The 17,289-nt window shown below is 63.5% G+C and carries 13 protein-coding genes; 11 read left to right on the forward strand and 2 right to left on the reverse strand.

Annotated features, from left to right (window positions below; genetic code table 11):
• The first annotated feature begins 70 nt into the window (after positions 1–70).
• Positions 71–922, forward strand: coding sequence for a hypothetical protein (locus G6R19_RS02905; RefSeq protein WP_163162104.1), 852 nt, complete (start codon positions 71–73; stop codon positions 920–922).
• A 9-nt stretch (positions 923–931) separates the two neighbouring features.
• Complete coding sequence (locus tag G6R19_RS02910) at positions 932–2,011, forward strand: 4-hydroxy-3-methylbut-2-enyl diphosphate reductase (protein WP_163162106.1); 1,080 nt, start codon at positions 932–934, stop codon at positions 2,009–2,011.
• Positions 2,012–2,138: 127 nt separating this feature from the next.
• On the opposite strand, the gene G6R19_RS02915 is transcribed toward G6R19_RS02910, so the two are convergent.
• Entirely contained in the window at positions 2,139–3,368 is a 1,230-nt protein-coding gene (locus tag G6R19_RS02915; protein ID WP_163162108.1) for a DNA recombination protein RmuC, read from the reverse strand.
• A gap of 100 nt (positions 3,369–3,468) precedes the next feature.
• On the opposite strand from G6R19_RS02915, the gene ychF reads away from it, so the two are divergent.
• The 7 genes from ychF to G6R19_RS02950 all read left to right on the forward strand — a co-directional run bounded on the left by ychF (position 3,469) and on the right by G6R19_RS02950 (position 13,102).
• Complete coding sequence (gene ychF / locus G6R19_RS02920; RefSeq protein ID WP_163162110.1) at positions 3,469–4,554, forward strand: redox-regulated ATPase YchF; 1,086 nt, start codon at positions 3,469–3,471, stop codon at positions 4,552–4,554.
• A 225-nt stretch (positions 4,555–4,779) separates the two neighbouring features.
• Positions 4,780–5,433: an SDR family NAD(P)-dependent oxidoreductase gene (locus tag G6R19_RS02925; RefSeq protein ID WP_163162112.1), complete on the forward strand. Its 654-nt coding sequence runs from the start codon at positions 4,780–4,782 to the stop codon at positions 5,431–5,433.
• A 239-nt stretch (positions 5,434–5,672) separates the two neighbouring features.
• Positions 5,673–7,436: an ABC transporter family substrate-binding protein gene (locus G6R19_RS02930; RefSeq protein WP_163162114.1), complete on the forward strand. Its 1,764-nt coding sequence runs from the start codon at positions 5,673–5,675 to the stop codon at positions 7,434–7,436.
• Positions 7,437–7,714: 278 nt separating this feature from the next.
• Complete coding sequence (locus G6R19_RS02935) at positions 7,715–9,385, forward strand: ABC transporter substrate-binding protein (RefSeq protein ID WP_163162116.1); 1,671 nt, start codon at positions 7,715–7,717, stop codon at positions 9,383–9,385.
• Between the two features lie 129 nt (positions 9,386–9,514).
• A complete protein-coding gene (locus G6R19_RS02940; RefSeq protein WP_163162118.1) occupies positions 9,515–10,444 on the forward strand; it encodes an ABC transporter permease in 930 nt (309 codons plus the stop codon).
• Entirely contained in the window at positions 10,434–11,384 is a 951-nt protein-coding gene (locus G6R19_RS02945) for an ABC transporter permease (RefSeq protein ID WP_163162120.1), read from the forward strand. The genes G6R19_RS02940 and G6R19_RS02945 overlap by 11 nt, the downstream gene beginning before the upstream one ends.
• 11 nt (positions 11,385–11,395) lie before the next feature.
• Positions 11,396–13,102 carry an ABC transporter ATP-binding protein gene (locus G6R19_RS02950; protein WP_163162122.1) on the forward strand — a complete coding sequence of 569 codons (1,707 nt, stop codon included), beginning with the start codon at positions 11,396–11,398 and terminating at the stop codon, positions 13,100–13,102.
• A 9-nt stretch (positions 13,103–13,111) separates the two neighbouring features.
• Here G6R19_RS02950 and G6R19_RS02955 read toward each other — a convergent pair whose 3' ends face one another.
• Positions 13,112–13,987, reverse strand: coding sequence for an SGNH/GDSL hydrolase family protein (locus G6R19_RS02955; RefSeq protein ID WP_163162124.1), 876 nt, complete (start codon positions 13,985–13,987; stop codon positions 13,112–13,114).
• Positions 13,988–14,257: 270 nt separating this feature from the next.
• On the opposite strand from G6R19_RS02955, the gene typA reads away from it, so the two are divergent.
• Together typA and G6R19_RS02965 are read left to right on the forward strand one after the other, a co-directional pair.
• Positions 14,258–16,186, forward strand: coding sequence for a translational GTPase TypA (gene typA, locus G6R19_RS02960; RefSeq protein ID WP_163162125.1), 1,929 nt, complete (start codon positions 14,258–14,260; stop codon positions 16,184–16,186).
• 769 nt (positions 16,187–16,955) lie between these two features.
• Positions 16,956–17,246 (forward strand): hypothetical protein, encoded by a 291-nt coding sequence (locus tag G6R19_RS02965; RefSeq protein WP_163162127.1) that lies wholly within the window; start codon positions 16,956–16,958, stop codon positions 17,244–17,246.
• Positions 17,247–17,289: the final 43 nt, after the last annotated feature.

Here is a 17,289-nt window from a genome sequence, read left to right on the forward strand (position 1 = left end):
GGGACTGACAGTGGCCGGCCGGGATGCCCGCCTAGGATGGGTTGACCGCCATCGACCTGAAGGACCTGCTGTGCGCACTTTTGTTTCCGCTGCTGCCACCGTGCTGGCCGTACTGCTCGCTGCCGTGGCAGTTCCCGCCATCTGGCTGGACCGCAGCATTGTCCAGGAGCAGGGCTTCGTAGAACTGGCGGCACCGCTGGGCAGGAACCCAGAGTTCCAGCAAGGACTGGCAGCGGCCGCCATCGGCACGATCGACACCAGCGCGGTCCCGGGCTTCCTCTCGGACCTCGTCCGGCCGGTACTGGAGAACGCCGCGGCGTCCCTGACCGGTCTTCCCGGCTACCCTGCTGCCTGGGAAGAAACGCTCCGCAAAAGCCACCGCCTGAGTTTCGCGGGCACAGACGCCAACAATCCTGAAGCTGCATCTGCTTCATCCCTGACCCTCGACGTCGCGCCCCTGGTGGCACTGGGCTCCGAGGAAATCTCACGCGCCACCAGGCTTCCCCTGGACCCGCCGGAGCAGACGCTTATTAATGTGGGCCAGCCGGAGCACAAGGAATGGACGGAGCGCCTGCGCGCCTTTGCTCCCGCCGGCTACCTGCTGGCCGGGGGATCTGCGGTGGCGCTGCTCCTGGCCCTCGTTGCCGCCCGCCGGCGCTGGACGGTGCTGGTGGCCTCAGGAGTTGGCGCGTTGTTGCTGGCAGCTCTCTGGACGTTGGGCGCGCAGGCAGGCTCCGCGGCGGTGCTGGCTACGGACAGCGGTAACGAGGTGGCCAACATGTTCAGGAATGAGTTCGTCGCGGCAGCTTCCGCCGACTTCCAAACGTGGACCTTGTCCGCGGCAATCACCGGCGGGGTACTGGTGCTGGTGGGAATTGTGGCGGGCCTCATATCGCGAAAGCGGGAGCGGGTAACCCGGTAGAATCAAATAATGACCCCCTCAGCTGTTTCCCTTTCGATGCCCACAATCCCGCGTAGGCGCCGCTCTCCTGAGGAAGTAGCTGCTGCAGCCCCCGTCTCCGGAACCAAGAAGGTGCTGCTCGCTGCTCCTCGGGGATACTGCGCCGGTGTTGACCGTGCCGTCATCGCTGTTGAGAAGGCCCTGGAACACTATGGCCCTCCGGTGTATGTGCGGAAGCAGATTGTGCACAACGTCCATGTGGTCAGCTCCCTGGAGGAAAAGGGCGCCATCTTCGTTGACGAGACGGACGAAGTGCCGGAGGGCGCGCTGGTGATTTTCTCTGCCCACGGCGTATCGCCGGCGGTGGTCCAGTCCGCTGAGGACCGCGGCCTGCGCACCATTGACGCCACCTGCCCGCTGGTGACCAAGGTCCACAAGGAAGCTGTGCGCTTCGCAAAGGACGATTTCGACATCCTGCTGATCGGCCACGACGGCCACGAGGAAGTTGAAGGCACGGCAGGCGAAGCTCCGGAGCATATCCAGATCATCAACGGTCCGCACGAAGTGGACAAGGTGACGGTGCGTGACCCGGAGAAGGTCATCTGGCTGTCACAGACCACCCTCAGCGTTGACGAGACCATGGAAACGGTCCGATTGTTAAAGGATCGGTTTCCCACCCTGCAGGACCCGCCCAGCGATGACATCTGCTATGCCACCACCAACCGCCAGGTGGCGATCAAGAAGATTTCGCCCCAGGCAGACCTGGTCATTGTGGTGGGCTCGGCCAATTCCTCAAACTCCGTGAGGCTGGTGGAGGTTGCCCTCGAATACGGTGCCAAGGCCTCCTACCGGGTGGATTTTGCCAATGAAGTTGATGAGGCCTGGTTCGAAGGCGTCGCAACGGTTGGCGTAACGTCCGGGGCCTCCGTCCCCGAGGTGCTGGTGCAGGACGTGCTGCGCCTGCTGGCCGACTACGGCTACGGCACCGTTGAGGAAGTCGTCACGGCCGAAGAAGATCTCCTCTTCTCCCTGCCCAAGGAGCTTCGGGCAACCCTGAAGCAGGCCGGCGATGTCAGCCGTGCCCTGGGTGGACGCCGGCCGCGGAGCTAGGAACGCCGGCGTTCAAAGTTGGGAGCACAGTGAGGGCCTGGCAGCTGCGGCTGCCAGGCCCTTTCCTTACCCGGATTCCTGACCTTGGGAGTTCTTACCCCGAAGCTCTTACCCCGGGGGCTGCCCCTCAGGCGGCCTCGTCCTCGCTTTGAAGTTCAGGGGCGGCCAGGGCGCGCGGTGTGACCTCCACAACCGGAGGAGTCATCAGGCCCGATTCCTCCAGGCTGTTCAATTTCCTGGCAGTGGGAAGGACGCGCGCTTCCAGGGTGCCCACCATGGAGTTGTACCGGTCCACGGACGTCTTCAGCGATGACCCCAGCTTGCTGACATTTTCGCCCAGGGTTCCCATCCGGTCGTACAGCTGCCTGGCGAGGTCGAACAGTTCACGGGCGCTGTCCGTCAGGACGTCCTGCCGCCAGGTGAAGGCCACAGATTTCAGCACGGCCAGCAGCGTGCTCGGCGATGCCAGGACCACGTTCCTCGAGAGCGCATGGTCAAGGAGTTCGGCGTCAGCCATGAGCGCTGCGGCCAGAATCGATTCGGCGGGGATGAAGCAGATCACCAGCTCCGGCGAGTTGCCGGCGATGTCCCAGTATTTCTTGTTGCTCAATGAGTCCACATGGGCCCGCAGCGCCTTTGCGTGGGCAGCCAGGAGCCCCTGCTGGGAGCGGCGGTCTGTGCTCAAGGACAGCCCGGGCTGCCCCGTCCGGGAATCCATGGACGCGCCGAGCTCCTGCGCCTCAAGGTACGCAGACAGGGGGACCTTTGCATCAACCACCAACTGCTTTTCGCCGGGCAGCTGGACCACGAGGTCCGGGCGGACGGAAGACTCACCGCCGCTGCTGTGGACCTGTTCGATGAAGTCGACGTGCCGCAGCATCCCGGAGGCCTCCACCACGCGCCGCAATTGGACCTCTCCCCACTGCCCGCGCGCACTGTTGGACCGCAGGGCGGACTCAAGGGCATGGGTGGACCGGATCAGCTGCTCATCCGAAAGCCGGGCTTCCTGCAGTTGCTGGGCCAGCTGGCCGTACTGTTCCAGCCTGTCACGTTCCAGGAGCGCCACCTGCTGCTGTACTGCCGTCAGCTTCTCGGCCACCGGCGCCAGGGCACGGAGCACGCTGCCGTCCTGGGACCGTGATTCCCCCAGCTCCCGGTTCTGTGCAGCCAAAAGGCGGCGTTCGGCGTCGGCCGCGGCAAACTGTGCGCTCACCTCCGAAAGCCGCGACGAAACGGCGTCGAAGTCCTCTTCCACCGCGCGGCTGTTCTTCCGCAGCGCAAAGTAGGTGGCTGCAGCGCCCGCAAGGGCGCCCAGTAACAGCATGAACAAAGCCAGTATCAGCGCAAAAGCATCCATGTGCTCACTGTCGCACGGGGCTCTGACATTTCCCGGAAGCGACATTTCCGCCCGCCGGCCCGGAACCCCTTGGCGCCTGCTGCGGGTAGAATCAATGCTCGTGGCTCTTACTATTGGCATCGTCGGACTGCCCAACGTCGGCAAATCAACTCTTTTCAACGCACTGACCCGCAACCAGGTGCTGGCGGCGAACTACCCGTTCGCCACCATCGAGCCCAACGTCGGCGTCGTGAACCTGCCCGACCCCCGCCTTCAGAAGCTGGCTGAGATCTTCGGTTCGCAGCGCCTCCTGCCGGCGCCGGTGTCGTTCGTGGACATCGCCGGAATCGTCAAGGGCGCATCCGAGGGCGAAGGCCTGGGCAACAAGTTCCTGGCCAACATCCGCGAGGCCGAAGCCATTGCCCAGGTGGTGCGCGTGTTCGATGACCCCGACGTTATCCACGTGGACGGCAAAGTGGACCCGCGCTCCGACATGGAAACCATCAACACCGAGCTCATCCTGGCCGACCTGCAAACCATCGAGAACGCCATTCCGCGGATCGAAAAGGAAGTCAAGATCAAGAAGCGGGAAGCTGCGGAGCTTGCCGCCATCAAGGCAGCCCAGGTGGTTCTGGAACGCGGCGATACCATCTTCTCTTCCATTAAGAGCGACAAGCTGGAAATGGAACACCTCAAGGAGCTCGGCCTCCTGACGGCAAAGCCGTTCATCTACGTCTTCAACGCCGACGAAGCCATCCTCGGCAGTCCAGAAAAGCAGGAGGAACTGCGGGCCATGGTTGCCCCGGCGGACGCCGTTTTCCTTGACGCCAAGCTCGAAGCCGACCTCGTGGAACTTGACGAGGAAGAAGCGCGCGAAATGCTGGAGATGAATGGCCAGGACGAATCCGGACTGGACCAGCTGGCGCGCGTCGGCTTCCACACGCTGGGGCTCCAGACGTACCTCACGGCCGGCCCGAAGGAAACCCGTGCCTGGACCATCCGCCAGGGCGATACTGCACCGCAGGCGGCAGGGGTAATCCACTCCGACTTCCAGCGCGGCTTCATCAAGGCCGAGGTGGTTTCCTTCAACGACCTGGTGGAAGCCGGGTCCATGGCCGAGGCCAAGTCCCGCGGCAAGGTCAGGATCGAAGGCAAGGAATATGTCATGGCCGACGGCGATGTGGTGGAATTCCGCTTCAACGTCTAGCCCACAGAACTTTTAGATGGGCCCATCTGCTTATGCATATGGGCCCATCTCTGTTAGGGGGATGGGAGCATCCTTCCAACTGAAAAGGCTGTGTCACGAGACTTGGCGCGCATTCCCGATGAGCGAATGAAGCCTGCTTCGTTGCCTGCGCAGTACCGCAGCCATCCAGCCTCAGGAAACCGACCCACGATCGGCTACCAGCAGCACGTGACCTAGGATCTACCCATGACGACTCTTCAGGGTGCGGTTGTTCTGGTAGTCGGCGCCACCGGCGGACTTGGTTCGCGCATCGCTGTCCAGCTGGAGAGTAACGGCGCCATCGTTGCCCGGTCGTCAAAGTCTGCCGGGCACGATCTGCGCGCACCCTCCGTGATCCAAAAGGTCCTGGATGATACGAATGCGCAGTACGGACGCCTCGACGGGCTAGTGGTTGCGTCCGGGGTCGTAGCCTTCGGCGCCGCATCAGGCCTTGAACCCGCCACCGTGGACGAACTCTTCGCTGTGAACACGACCAGTCCGATCCAGCTCATTAGCCAGAGCCAGCCCTACCTCGCGGCCTCGGCACGTGAGGGCCGGGAGCCCTTCGTTGTCACACTAAGCGGCGTTGTCGCCGAGGCACCCGTCGCCGGTCTGGCGGCATACTCGGCGTCGAAGGCTGGGCTCGCGGCCTTCGTTGTCGCAGCGGCGCGCGAGTATCGCCGCGCGGGCATCCGAATCGTGGACGCCCGCCCAGGCCACACTGGCACCGCGCTGTCCGATCATCCGATCGCCGGGTCGGCGCCGCAATTCGGCGCGGGGCTGGATCCAGACCTGGTTGCGGCGCGGATTATCACCGCGATCGTCGATGGCGAGAGGGATCTGCCCAGTACCGCCTTCTAAGCTCGACCGAGTCCTCTAGCCGAGCGCCAAAGAAGCTAATGGACCGGCGAAGCCACGGACCCGGAGGAAGGGCGGGAGCACCGCCGTCGTGCTGAAACGCTGCTCGGCGGCGGGCAGGAGGCAACACGGCTGGTGCGAACGGCGTCGACGATCGCGCCGTCGGACGCCTTATCCTGAGTACAGGGCGTGATCCTGCGAAGTCCAGGAGCCCCTCCCGCAGAAGGAAAACAGGAGGCGGCATGCCGGTCAGGCGTTTGATGCAGTTCATCACCGCAGCGGTAGCTGCAGCCGTAGTGCTTTCGGGCTGCTCGGGCGGGGGAGGTCCCACTCCTGTGGTGGTGGGAGAGGCGAAACGGGGTGGCAGCGCCACCGTTGCCGAGGTCAACGCCTTCTCGTCCTTCAACCCGTACAGCACTGATGGCAACACGGACATCAACTCCAAGATCGGGCACATCACCCACTCAGGGTTCTACTACCTGGACGACTCCTCCACCGTGGTGCGCAACGAAAAGTTCGGACGCTTCGAAAAGGTGTCCGACGAGCCGCTCAAGGTGAGGTACACCGTCAACGAGGGCGTCACCTGGTCTGACGGCGAAGCGATCGACGCCGGCGACCTCCTGTTGAGCTGGGCTGCCGGCTCCGGATACTTTGACGACGCCGATCCACTGGCCGGAACCGGAACCAGGTATTTCTCCACCGCCGCCGATACCAGCGGGCTGGCGGGAACCGTTCTTCCCGAGATCGGCGAGGACGGGCGTTCCATCACCCTGGAGTACGAAGTGCCGTACGCCGATTGGGAAGTGGCGTTCGACGTCGGCCTGCCGGCGCACGTCGTGGCCGCGAAGAGCGGCCTGAACGATGAGGAAGACCTCATCGGCCTGGTCAAGGACTCACCTCGCGGGGATGTCGAAGAACCGGCGGTCAATACGGCCCTGAAGCAGGTCAGTGACTTCTGGAACTCCGGTTTCGACACCAAGGGCCTTCCCGATGACCCCTCGCTCTACCTCTCCAGTGGACCGTACATCGTGCGGGACATCGTCCCCGAGGTTTCCATGAAGCTGGTCCGCAACCGCGACTACGTCTGGGGCCAGGAACCGTGGCTTGATGAGATCAACATCCGGTTCACCGGCGCGTTGCCGGCGGCTTTGGATGCCCTCCGGAACGGGCAGGCGGACATCATCTCGCCCCAACCCTCTGGCGGCAGCGACAATCTGTTCACGGGCCTGGTTGAACAGGGCATCACCATTGAGCGTTACAACCAGTCCGGGTATGACCACCTGGACCTCAGCTTTTCCGGGCCCTTCGACCGCGACGGCGTACGGGAGGCGTTCCTCAAGACGGTCCCGCGGCAAGCCATTGTCGATGCCGTCGTCGGGGACCTGCTGCCGGATGCCAAGCCCCTCGACTCGCATGTGTTCCTGCCTGGGCAGCCAAAGTACGAAGATACCGCGAAGAACAACGGATCCGCGGATTACGCCGAGGTGGACATCGAGGGTGCCAGGGAGCTCCTTGATGGTGAAACTCCCACCGTCCGGATCCTCTACAACCGCGATAACCCCAATCGCGCCCAGGCTTTTGAGCTGATCCGGGACTCGGCAGCCCTGGCGGGCTTCCAGGTTGTCGACGCCGGACAAGGCAACGCAGACTGGGCCAGGGCCCTGGGCGGTGGCGGGTACGACGCAGCACTGCTCGGCTGGATCGGCACCGGGGTGGGCGTCAGCCGCGTTCCGCAGATCTTCCGCACCGGCGCCGGCAGCAATTTCAACGGATTCTCGGACGGCGACGCCGACAAGGCGATGGAAGAACTCGCCCGGACCACTGACCTGGCCAAACAGGACGAGATCCTGGCGCAAATCGATAAGCAGGTATGGGAGAACGCTTACGGGCTCCCGCTGTACCAGACTGTGGGCACAACAGCCTTCAGTGCCCGGATTGCCGGCGTCAAGCCAAGCCCGGGCCCCTTGGGCGTCTGGTGGAATGCCTGGGACTGGCGGCTGGTTTAGAGCCGATTGATGACCTGCCGCGGGGTGCGTGGGGCGGTTCACATTTCCGATTCGCAGTTCCGCCTACCGGCGAGTAGCATGTGACTTGCACAACTTCCGTTGACCGACTAGGCGTTCAGTTCGAGCCGGTCACGGTTTGGCAACGGAGTACCAGCATCTGGACTTTGTGCGGTTAGGCTACTCGTATATGTAGGTTGCGTCACAGTTGAAAGCTGCGTCTCGCCTGCGGGGAAGCACAAGATTCCCCTCGTTTTCTCCCACAACTCATAGGAGGCGGAATGCGTTTTGCGCGCACTTCCAAAGCACTGGGCATCGTGGCAATCGCCGCACTCGCCCTGACCGGCTGCGGCGCTGGAGGCGGCAGCAATGACGGTGCCAGCCAGTCGGCCGGCGACCCCAGTAAGGTCATCACCGCCTACAGCAACGAACCACAGAACCCGCTGCTGCCGGCAAACACCAACGAAGTTTATGGCGGCCGCGTCGTAGAACTTCTCTTCGAAGGCCTGACCAGCTACGACCCCAGTGGGCAGTCAGTCAACGCCCTGGCCGAGTCCATCGAATCCCCGGACGGCCAGAACTACACCATCAAGGTGAAGAGCGGCACGAAATTCACCAACGGTGAGGAAGTTACTGCCAAGAGCTTCGTCGACGCCTGGAACTTTGCTGCACTGAGCACCAATGCCCAGGCCAACAGCAGCTTCTTTGAGTCGATTGAAGGCTACGACGCCGTCAGCGCCACCAAGAAGGAAGGCGAGACCGAGGTCCCCGCCCCCACCTCCCAGACCCTCTCGGGCCTGGTCCTCAAGGACGACACCACCATTGAGGTCAAGCTGACCCAGCCTGAGGCCGACTGGCCGCTGCGCCTTGGCTACACCGCCTTTATGCCGCTTCCGTCCCAGGCGATCGCCGATCCGAAGGCCTTCGGCGAGAACCCGGTAGGCAACGGCCCGTACAAGATGGCCAAGGAAGGCGCCTGGCAGCACGACAGCCAGATTGAACTCGTCAAGAACGAGGACTACGCCGGCCCCCGTGAAGCGAAGAACGGCGGCGTAACCTTCAAGTTCTACACCGATCCGGCTCCCGCCTACACCGACATCCAGGCCAACAACCTGGACGTTACCGACGTCCTTCCGACGAACGCCTTGAAGACCTACACCACGGACTTCCCGGAGAACCACCTGAACAAGCCGTACGCCGGCAACTCCACCCTGAACATCCCGGGCTACCTGCCCGAGTTCCAGGGCGAGGCAGGCAAGCTGCGCCGTCAGGCAATCTCCATGGCGATCAACCGTGACGAGATCACCAAGGTGATCTTCAGCGGCACCCGCATCCCGGCCAAGGACTTCACCTCCCCGGCAGTGGATGGCTACAACGACAACGTCGAGGGTTCCGAGGTCCTGAAGTTTGACGCTGCAAAGGCAAAGGAAGCCTGGGACAAGGCCAACGCCATCAGCCCCTGGCCCGCAGACAAGACCCTCCAGCTCGCCTACAACACTGATGGCGGCAACAAGGAATGGATCGACGCTGTTGCCAACAACCTGAAGAACAACCTGGGTATCCAGGCCGAGGGACAGCCGTTCGCCAAGTTCGCTGAGATCCTTGACCTCCGCAAGGCGCAGACCCTTCCCGGCTTCACCCGGGCAGGCTGGCAGGCCGACTACCCGTCGCTCTACAACTTCCTCGGCCCGCTCCTGAAGACCGGTGCCAGCGCCAACTACGAGGGCTACTCGAACCCCGAATTCGACAAGCTCCTCGATGAAGGACTGGGTGCCAAGTCCACGGACGACGCCAACGCCAAGTTCACCGAGGCCCAGGAGATCCTGTTCCAGGACCTGCCCAACCTCCCGCTGTGGTACTCCGCCCGCCAGGTCGTGTGGAGCCAGAACGTGACGAACGTGGACAGCGGCTGGAACGGTGTCATTCAGTACTACAACATCACCGCGAAGTAGTTCTGAGACCGTCCAACTCAACTAGCTAGTGGGGGCCCGGCAATAGCCGGGCCCCCATAGCCTTGATACCGGCAGGAAGCTGTCCCACATGAATTTCCCCACATCTCCAACGTCTTCGGAGGGTCTGCTGTGATCCAGTTCATTCTCCGGCGACTGCTCCAAGTCATCCCCGTTTTCCTGGGCACAACCCTGCTGGTGTACTTCATGGTGTTTGCCCTTCCCGGGGATCCCATCAGGGCACTCTTCGGAGACCGCCCGCCGAGCGAGGCTGTCATCGCGGCCCTCCGCCAGCAGTACAACCTCGACCAGCCGTTCTGGGTCCAGTACGGCTTGTTCCTCAAGAACCTCTTTACGTTCAACCTGGGCGTCGACTTTACCGGCCAGCCCATCGCGGCAACCCTTGGCCGGGTCTTCCCCGTCACCGTGATGCTCGCCATCGAAGCCCTCGTTATCCAGGCCGTGTTCGGCATCGGCTTCGGTCTCATCGCCGGCCTCCGCAAGGGCAAGATCTTCGATTCGTCAGTGCTGCTCGCCTCGCTCGTTGTCATCGCCATTCCCATCTTTGTCCTCGGCTTCGTGCTGCAGCTGGTCTTCGGCGTATACCTTGGCTGGGCCAAACCCACAGTGGGCACGGACGTCAGCTGGAGTACATTGCTGCTTCCGGCCTTCGCGCTGGCGCTGGTGTCCTTCGCCTACGTGCTCCGCCTCACCCGGGCATCGGTCATTGAAAACTCAACTGCTGATTACGTCCGTACCGCGACGGCAAAGGGGCTGTCCCGGCCGCGGGTAGTGATGGCGCACATCCTCCGCAACTCGATGATTCCCGTTGTTACCTACCTGGGCGCGAGCCTCGGCGGTTTGATGGGCGGCGCCATTGTTACCGAAGGCATCTTCAACGTTCCCGGCGTAGGGCAGAAGCTCTACCAGGCAATTCTCCGCAGCGAAGGCCCAACCGTCGTCGCCATCGTGAGTGTGCTGGTGCTGGTCTTCGTTATCGCCAACCTGCTGGTTGATCTGCTGTACGCCTGGCTTGACCCGAGGATTCGCTATGAAAAGTAACCAAGACACCACGCATTTCGTTGCCCCCATCGAGGAAACCCCTCTGCTGGCAACGGATGCTGTTAAGACGGACCAAGCCCCGCTGAGCCTGTGGGCAGACGCCTGGCGCAAGCTCCGCCGTCGTCCGCTGTTCATCGTCTCGGCAGTGATGATCCTGGTCATCCTGGTTGTGGCGTTCTTCCCGGGCCTGTTCACCCAGACGGCACCCAACGACAACTGCCAGTTGGCCAACTCGGACGGCGCACCATCGGCCGGCCACCCGTTCGGGTTCACCTTCCAGGGCTGCGACGTGTACGCCCGCGTCATTTACGGCACGCAGGCTTCCGTCATGGTTGGTGTCTTCGCCGTCATCGGCGTGCTCATCATCGGTGTGACCCTCGGCGCGCTTGCCGGTTTCTACGGCGGATGGGTCGATTCCGTCATCGCCCGCCTCGGGGATATCTTCTTCGCGCTTCCGCTGGTGCTGGGCGCCCTGGTGGTGACCCAGCTGCCGTTCTTCCGCGAAAACAAGAGCGTGTGGACGGTCATCATGATCATCGTGCTGCTCGCGTGGCCGCAGATGGCAAGGTTGACCCGCGGGGCGGTGATCGAAGTCCGGAATGCGGACTTCATCACGGCAGCCCGTTCGCTGGGCGTGTCCCGGATCCAGAGCCTTATCAAGCATGTCCTGCCCAACGCCCTTGCCCCCATCATTGTGCTGGCCACCATGGAGCTCGGGGTGTTCATTGTGCTGGAGGCGACGTTGTCGTTCCTCGGCATTGGGCTCCCCGGCAGCATCATGTCCTGGGGCAATGACATCTCTGCGGCGCAGTCGTCCATCCGCACCAACCCCGCAGTTCTGCTGTACCCGGCTGCCGCACTGTCCATCACCGTCCTGAGCTTCATCATGCTGGGCGACGCCCTGCGCGATGCTCTTGACCCGAAGAGCCGCCAGCGATGAAGGAGGCACACGTGACTACATCCGATGTCACTATCACCGAAGCCGGAACACCCGCAGACCGGCCGCTGCTGGAAATCCGCGACCTCGCCATCACGTTCAACACCAGCAACGGCGAAGTCAAGGCTGTCCGCAACGCGCACCTGACCATCATGCCGGGTGAAACCGTGGCCATCGTGGGCGAGTCGGGGTCCGGAAAGTCCACCACCGCCCTGGCTGCCATTGGCTTGCTGCCCGGCAACGGGCGGGTCTCCGGCGGACAGATCCTGCTGGACGGCGAAGACATCTCGCACGCGCCCGAAAAGCGGATGATCGAACTGCGCGGCAACACCATCGGTATGGTGCCCCAGGACCCCATGTCCAACCTCAACCCGGTGTGGAAAATCGGCTACCAGGTCAAGGAAACGCTGCAGGCCAACGGGCGTCCGAGTGGCCCCGAGGACATCGCCAAGGTCTTGTCCGAAGCCGGGCTGCCGGACTCCCACCGGCGCGCCAAGCAGTACCCCCACGAGTTCTCCGGCGGAATGCGCCAACGGGCCCTGATCGCGATCGGCCTGTCCTGCCAGCCGAGGCTGCTGATCGCCGACGAACCCACGTCAGCTCTGGACGTTACGGTGCAGCGGCAGATCCTGGACCACCTCGAAGGCATGACCTCCGAGCTGGGCACAGCTGTCCTGCTGATCACCCACGACCTGGGCCTCGCGGCTGAGCGCGCGGACAAGGTTGTGGTGATGTACCGCGGGCAGGTGGTGGAGTCGGGGCCGTCGCTGGAGCTGCTGCAGAACCCGCAGCACCCCTACACAAAGCGGCTCGTCGAGTCTGCGCCCTCCTTGGCAAGCCGAAGGATCCAGGTTGCAAAGGAACAGGGCGTGGAAGCGGCTGATCTGCTCGCTCCGGCCGCCGTGGCACGTGCTGCCGACAACGTCCTGCAGATCCAGGACCTGCGGAAGGTGTACAAGCTTCGGCAGGGCCTGGGGAAATCGTCGGACTTCGCGGCCGTGGACGGCGTAAGCTTCGACGTCCTCCGGGGAACCACGACGGCGATCGTGGGGGAGTCGGGCTCCGGCAAGTCCACCGTGGCCAAGATGGTGCTCCAGCTCGAGAAACCCACCGACGGCAAGATCCTTTTCGACGGCGTGGACACCTCGCTGCTGAAGCCTTCGGAGCTGTTCAAGTTCCGGCGCCGGGTCCAGCCCATCTTCCAGGATCCCTACGGTTCCCTGGACCCGATGTACAACATCTTCCGGACCATCGAGGAGCCGTTGCGGGTCCATAAGATCGGGAACAAGGCCAGCCGGGAGAAAAAGGTCCGTGAACTGCTGGACCAGGTGGCGCTGCCGCAATCCACCATGCAGCGGTACCCGAACGAGCTCTCCGGCGGGCAGCGGCAGCGCGTCGCCATTGCGCGCGCACTTGCCCTGGATCCTGAAGTCATCATCTGTGATGAAGCAGTTTCCGCCCTCGACGTGCTGGTCCAGGCCCAGGTACTGAATCTGCTCGCTGACCTTCAGTCCAACCTTGGGCTGACCTACCTCTTCATCACCCACGACCTCGCGGTGGTGCGGCAGATCGCGGACCACGTCTGCGTAATGGAGAAGGGGCGTCTGGTGGAGACCGGATCAACGGACGACGTCTTCGATGCACCGCAGCAGGAGTACACACAGGCACTGCTTAACGCCATCCCCGGTGCAAAGCTGATGCTGCCGCCGGAAGTGGCTTAGCAGCCCTTCTTATTCACCGGTTGGAGCCGGAGCCTGCCGGCTCCGGCTCCAACTGCTTTCGCCCTGCACTATAGCCGGCTTACGCTCCAGGCCCAGGTCGCGCAGCCTGCGCTCCAGGAGCGCGCCGAGGGCCTGCCGGCCGCTGGGATTCATGTGCACGGCATCGGTGAGGTCCTTGGCCAGGCCGTACCTGGTGAGCCAGTCGCCCACGGAGACGAAGGGCAGGCCATGCGCGGCGGCCACCGATCCCAGCAGGGCATCAACTTCTGTGCGGCGGCCGCCCCCGTTGTTTTCGCCCCGGGCCAGGGTTCCTATCATCGCCATCGGGGTTCCCGGATAGCGTGCCTGCAACTCTGCAATTAACCGACCGGCATTGCCGGTGATCTGGCTGTCGGATGCCCCGCTGGAGGCGTCATTGCCGCCGCCCTGGATAACGATCAGCGCGGGAGTACCGGAGGGAATCAGCCAGTCACCCCGCAGGAGGGCGTCGATATAGTTGCCTGTCCTCCCGTTGGCTGACACGAATCCGGTGCCGCCCTTCCCGCCGAAGTACACCTTGTACCCGGCAGCAGAGAGGCCTTGGCGGGGCCAGCCGTCTGCCGGTTCCGACTGCGAATCCCCGATCAGGAGGACGGTTTTGCTGATATCGGGGACAACGGCTTCGAACCGCCCATTAGCGGCGTTCAGGACGGGGAAGCCGGCACGCACCTGCCCGCCGGGTGCTCCTTCGGGACCGGCGGCCGCAGCGGCCGGAAGAGGATTTCCAAGGGCATGTCCGGACAGGCCGCATCCGGCGAGGGCCAGAACACCAGATAAGGCAATAACCGCGATGCCGCCCGACGCGGCGGAACGGGTCTGGGCCAACGCAGGCGAGGCTTTGCGCATCTGGTGTCTTTCGGGCTTGCACGGTCTGTCAGAGCAATCATGTGGCATACCAACCTGTATGGCCAGTGATATTGCCCACAATTTCTGCTGCGGCGCAACGCCGGGGTGCGCTGGGACCCGCACGCCGCCGGAAAAATTTAGGCCAATAAATGGCACAGAGGCTAGACTTGGGGAAGGTGCCCTGTGCTAAGGGCCTGATCCGTCGTGCGTTCCAGTTGGAAATGTCGCGATACAACAGCTGACTTTCACCACTGAATCGAGCCATTACGCATGTCTGAAACCACCACCAACACCGCGGTAGCCACTGCATCACGCAGTGACCTCCGCAACGTCGCGATTGTGGCCCACGTTGACCACGGCAAGACCACCCTGGTCGACGCCATGCTCAAGCAGACCAACTCCTTTGCCGAGCACAACCACCTTGAAGACCGCGTGATGGACTCCGGTGACCTGGAGCGCGAAAAGGGCATCACCATCCTGGCCAAGAACACCACGGTGGCCTACAACGGTCCGTCCTCCAACGGCGAGACCATCACCATCAACGTCATTGACACGCCCGGCCACGCCGACTTCGGCGGCGAGGTGGAGCGCGGCCTGTCCATGGTTGACGGCGTCGTCCTCCTCGTTGACGCTTCCGAGGGCCCGCTGCCGCAGACCCGCTTCGTCCTCCGCAAGGCCCTGGCCGCACACCTGCCGGTCATCCTGCTGGTGAACAAGACCGACCGTCCCGATGCCCGCATCGAGGAAGTCGTCCACGAGTCCATGGACCTCCTCCTGGGCTTGGCTTCCGACCTGGCCGACGAAGTTCCGGATCTGGACCTGGACAAGATCCTCGAGGTTCCCGTCGTCTACGCTGCCGCCAAGGTTGGCCGCGCGTCCCTGGAGCAGCCCGCCGACGGCACCGCCCCGGAAAACGAGGACCTGGAGCCGCTCTTCAAGACCATCATTGAGCACATTCCGGCTCCCACCTACAACCCGGAAGGTGTGCTGCAGGCGCACGTCACCAACCTGGACGCCTCGCCGTTCCTGGGCCGCCTGGCACTGCTGCGCATCTACAACGGCACCCTGCGCAAGGGCCAGACCGTTGCCTGGGCACGTGCCAACGGTGAGCTCAAGAACGTCAAGATCACCGAACTGCTGGCCACCAAGGCCCTGGACCGTGTCCCGGCCGAATCCGCCGGTCCCGGCGAGATCGTCGCCGTCGCCGGTATTGAGGACATCACCATCGGTGAGACCCTGACCGACGCCGAGAACCCGCAGCCGCTGCCGCTGATCACCGTGGACGATCCCGCGATCTCCATGACCATCGGTATCAACACCTCGCCGCTGGCCGGCAAGGTCAAGGGCGCCAAGGTCACGGCCCGCCAGGTGAAGGACCGCCTGGACAAGGAACTGATCGGTAACGTCTCCATCAAGGTTCTCCCCACCGAGCGTCCCGACGCCTGGGAAGTACAGGGCCGTGGCGAGCTGGCCCTGGCCATCCTCGTTGAGCAGATGCGCCGCGAGGGCTTCGAGCTGACCGTGGGCAAGCCGCAGGTTGTCACCAAGACCATCGACGGCAAGATCCACGAGCCCATGGAGCACATGACCATCGACGTGCCCGAAGAGTACCTCGGCGCCGTCACCCAGCTCATGGCCGCACGCAAGGGCCGCATGACCAACATGGCCAACCACGGCACCGGCTGGTGCCGGATGGAATTCATCGTTCCCGCCCGTGGCCTGATCGGCTTCCGCACCAAGTTCCTCACGGACACCCGCGGCGCCGGCATCGCAGCTTCCATCTCCGAGGGCTACGAGCCGTGGGCCGGCCCCATCGAGTACCGCACCAACGGTTCCATGGTCGCCGACCGCGCCGGTGTTGTAACGCCGTTCGCCATGATCAACCTCCAGGAGCGCGGTTCCTTCTTCGTGAAGCCCACCTCTGAGGTTTACGAGGGCATGATCGTCGGCGAGAACTCCCGCGCCGACGACATGGACGTCAACATCACCAAGGAAAAGAAGCTCACCAACATGCGTGCAGCCTCCTCCGACACCTTCGAGAACCTGACGCCCCCGCGCGATCTCACCCTCGAAGAGTGCCTCGAATTCGCCCGCGAGGACGAATGCGTCGAGGTGACCCCGGAGTCCATCCGCATCCGCAAGGTGATCCTGGACACCAACGAGCGCGCCAAGGCGAACCGCGCCCGCGCAAAGGTCTAGCAACAACGGCCCTGAAGGCCAATGAAACTGCCGGGACGGCAGGCGGATTTCCCGCCGTCGTCCCGGCTTTTTCTTTGCCTCCTGAGAGGTGGGGCGCAGCCGGCCCGCTTTGGCCTGCGCACTCACTCCCGCCGTCGATGCGCTGGGACGCTCCGTGCGCACCGAACTCCGCCTGCACTGCATTCGGCGGTTGTCCACATAGGCGTTCCCGGCGGCTGTGCCGTCTTCCCGGAGCGGGCAGCATGCCCTTATGCGAACTATCACTGATGCGCTGGCCGAAATGGGGGGAGTTGCAAGCACCAGCTCTTTGACGCAGGCCGGTCTCTTCCGCCGGAACATTGAAGCGGGTTTGCTTGACGCGTCCGTCCAAAGGGTGGCGCGTGGCGTGTATGCACTGCCCGACGCCGACCCTTGGCTAATCCATGCGGGCCGCCATCATGCGGTGCCAGGCTGCGTCACAGCCGCCTTTGCAGCAGGGCTGTGGGTCGTCCACAGGCCTGACAAGCCGCACCTTGCTGCGCGGCACGGGAAGCCGATTGAGGGTTGCGTGGTGCATCGAAGCGGCGTTCCACTGACGCACCTGGATCTTGTGTGCCAAGCTCTGCGTTGCCTGCCGCCGCTGGAGGGGCTGACCATCGCGGAATCTGCAGTTAAGAAGGGGTTGGTTCACCTTTCAGAACTGCGCTGCCGGTTCCCGGCTGCACGGGAAAAGGCCTTGCTGGGGCTGGTTGCTAGAATCCGGCCACAGTCCGGGTCGATCATCGAGACCATGGCCCGATATCTGTTGGAGGAGGCGGGGTTAACGGTGGAGCTGCAGGCCAACATCCCCGGGATGGGCCATGTGGACCTCCTGGTTGACGGCCTGCTGGGCATTGAGACGGACGGTTACGCCTACCACAGCAGCCGGGCAGCGTACCGGGAGGACAGACGGCGGTGGAACCTGACTGTTGTCCGGGGGGTTCCCACCCTTCGTGTGACCTTTGAGATGCTGCTCAGCGAGCCCCGGGAGTTCGTGCGGATGGTGCATCAGGCCCTTGCCACGTACCGGCCTGCGCACTGAAGCCCGGGTTCCACCCGCAGAGGCAGTCCCTGCGCAGTGAGAT

The sequence above is a fragment of the Arthrobacter sp. Alg241-R88 genome, from assembly GCF_900537115.1.
Classification (GTDB): Bacteria; Actinomycetota; Actinomycetes; order Actinomycetales; family Micrococcaceae; genus Arthrobacter.

Excerpts from the sequence above, each read along its gene's own strand:
- G6R19_RS02910 (WP_163162106.1), top strand. The coding sequence starts at position 932 with ATGACCCCCTCAGCTGTTTCCCTTTCGATGCCCACAATCCCGCGTAGG.
- G6R19_RS02915 (WP_163162108.1), bottom strand. The coding sequence starts at position 3,368 with ATGGATGCTTTTGCGCTGATACTGGCTTTGTTCATGCTGTTACTGGGC.
- G6R19_RS02925 (WP_163162112.1), top strand. The coding sequence starts at position 4,780 with ATGACGACTCTTCAGGGTGCGGTTGTTCTGGTAGTCGGCGCCACCGGC.
- G6R19_RS02930 (WP_163162114.1), top strand. The coding sequence starts at position 5,673 with ATGCCGGTCAGGCGTTTGATGCAGTTCATCACCGCAGCGGTAGCTGCA.
- G6R19_RS02935 (WP_163162116.1), top strand. The coding sequence starts at position 7,715 with ATGCGTTTTGCGCGCACTTCCAAAGCACTGGGCATCGTGGCAATCGCC.
- G6R19_RS02945 (WP_163162120.1), top strand. The coding sequence starts at position 10,434 with ATGAAAAGTAACCAAGACACCACGCATTTCGTTGCCCCCATCGAGGAA.
- G6R19_RS02955 (WP_163162124.1), bottom strand. The coding sequence starts at position 13,987 with ATGCGCAAAGCCTCGCCTGCGTTGGCCCAGACCCGTTCCGCCGCGTCG.
- typA (WP_163162125.1), top strand. The coding sequence starts at position 14,258 with ATGTCTGAAACCACCACCAACACCGCGGTAGCCACTGCATCACGCAGT.
- G6R19_RS02965 (WP_163162127.1), top strand. The coding sequence starts at position 16,956 with ATGGCCCGATATCTGTTGGAGGAGGCGGGGTTAACGGTGGAGCTGCAG.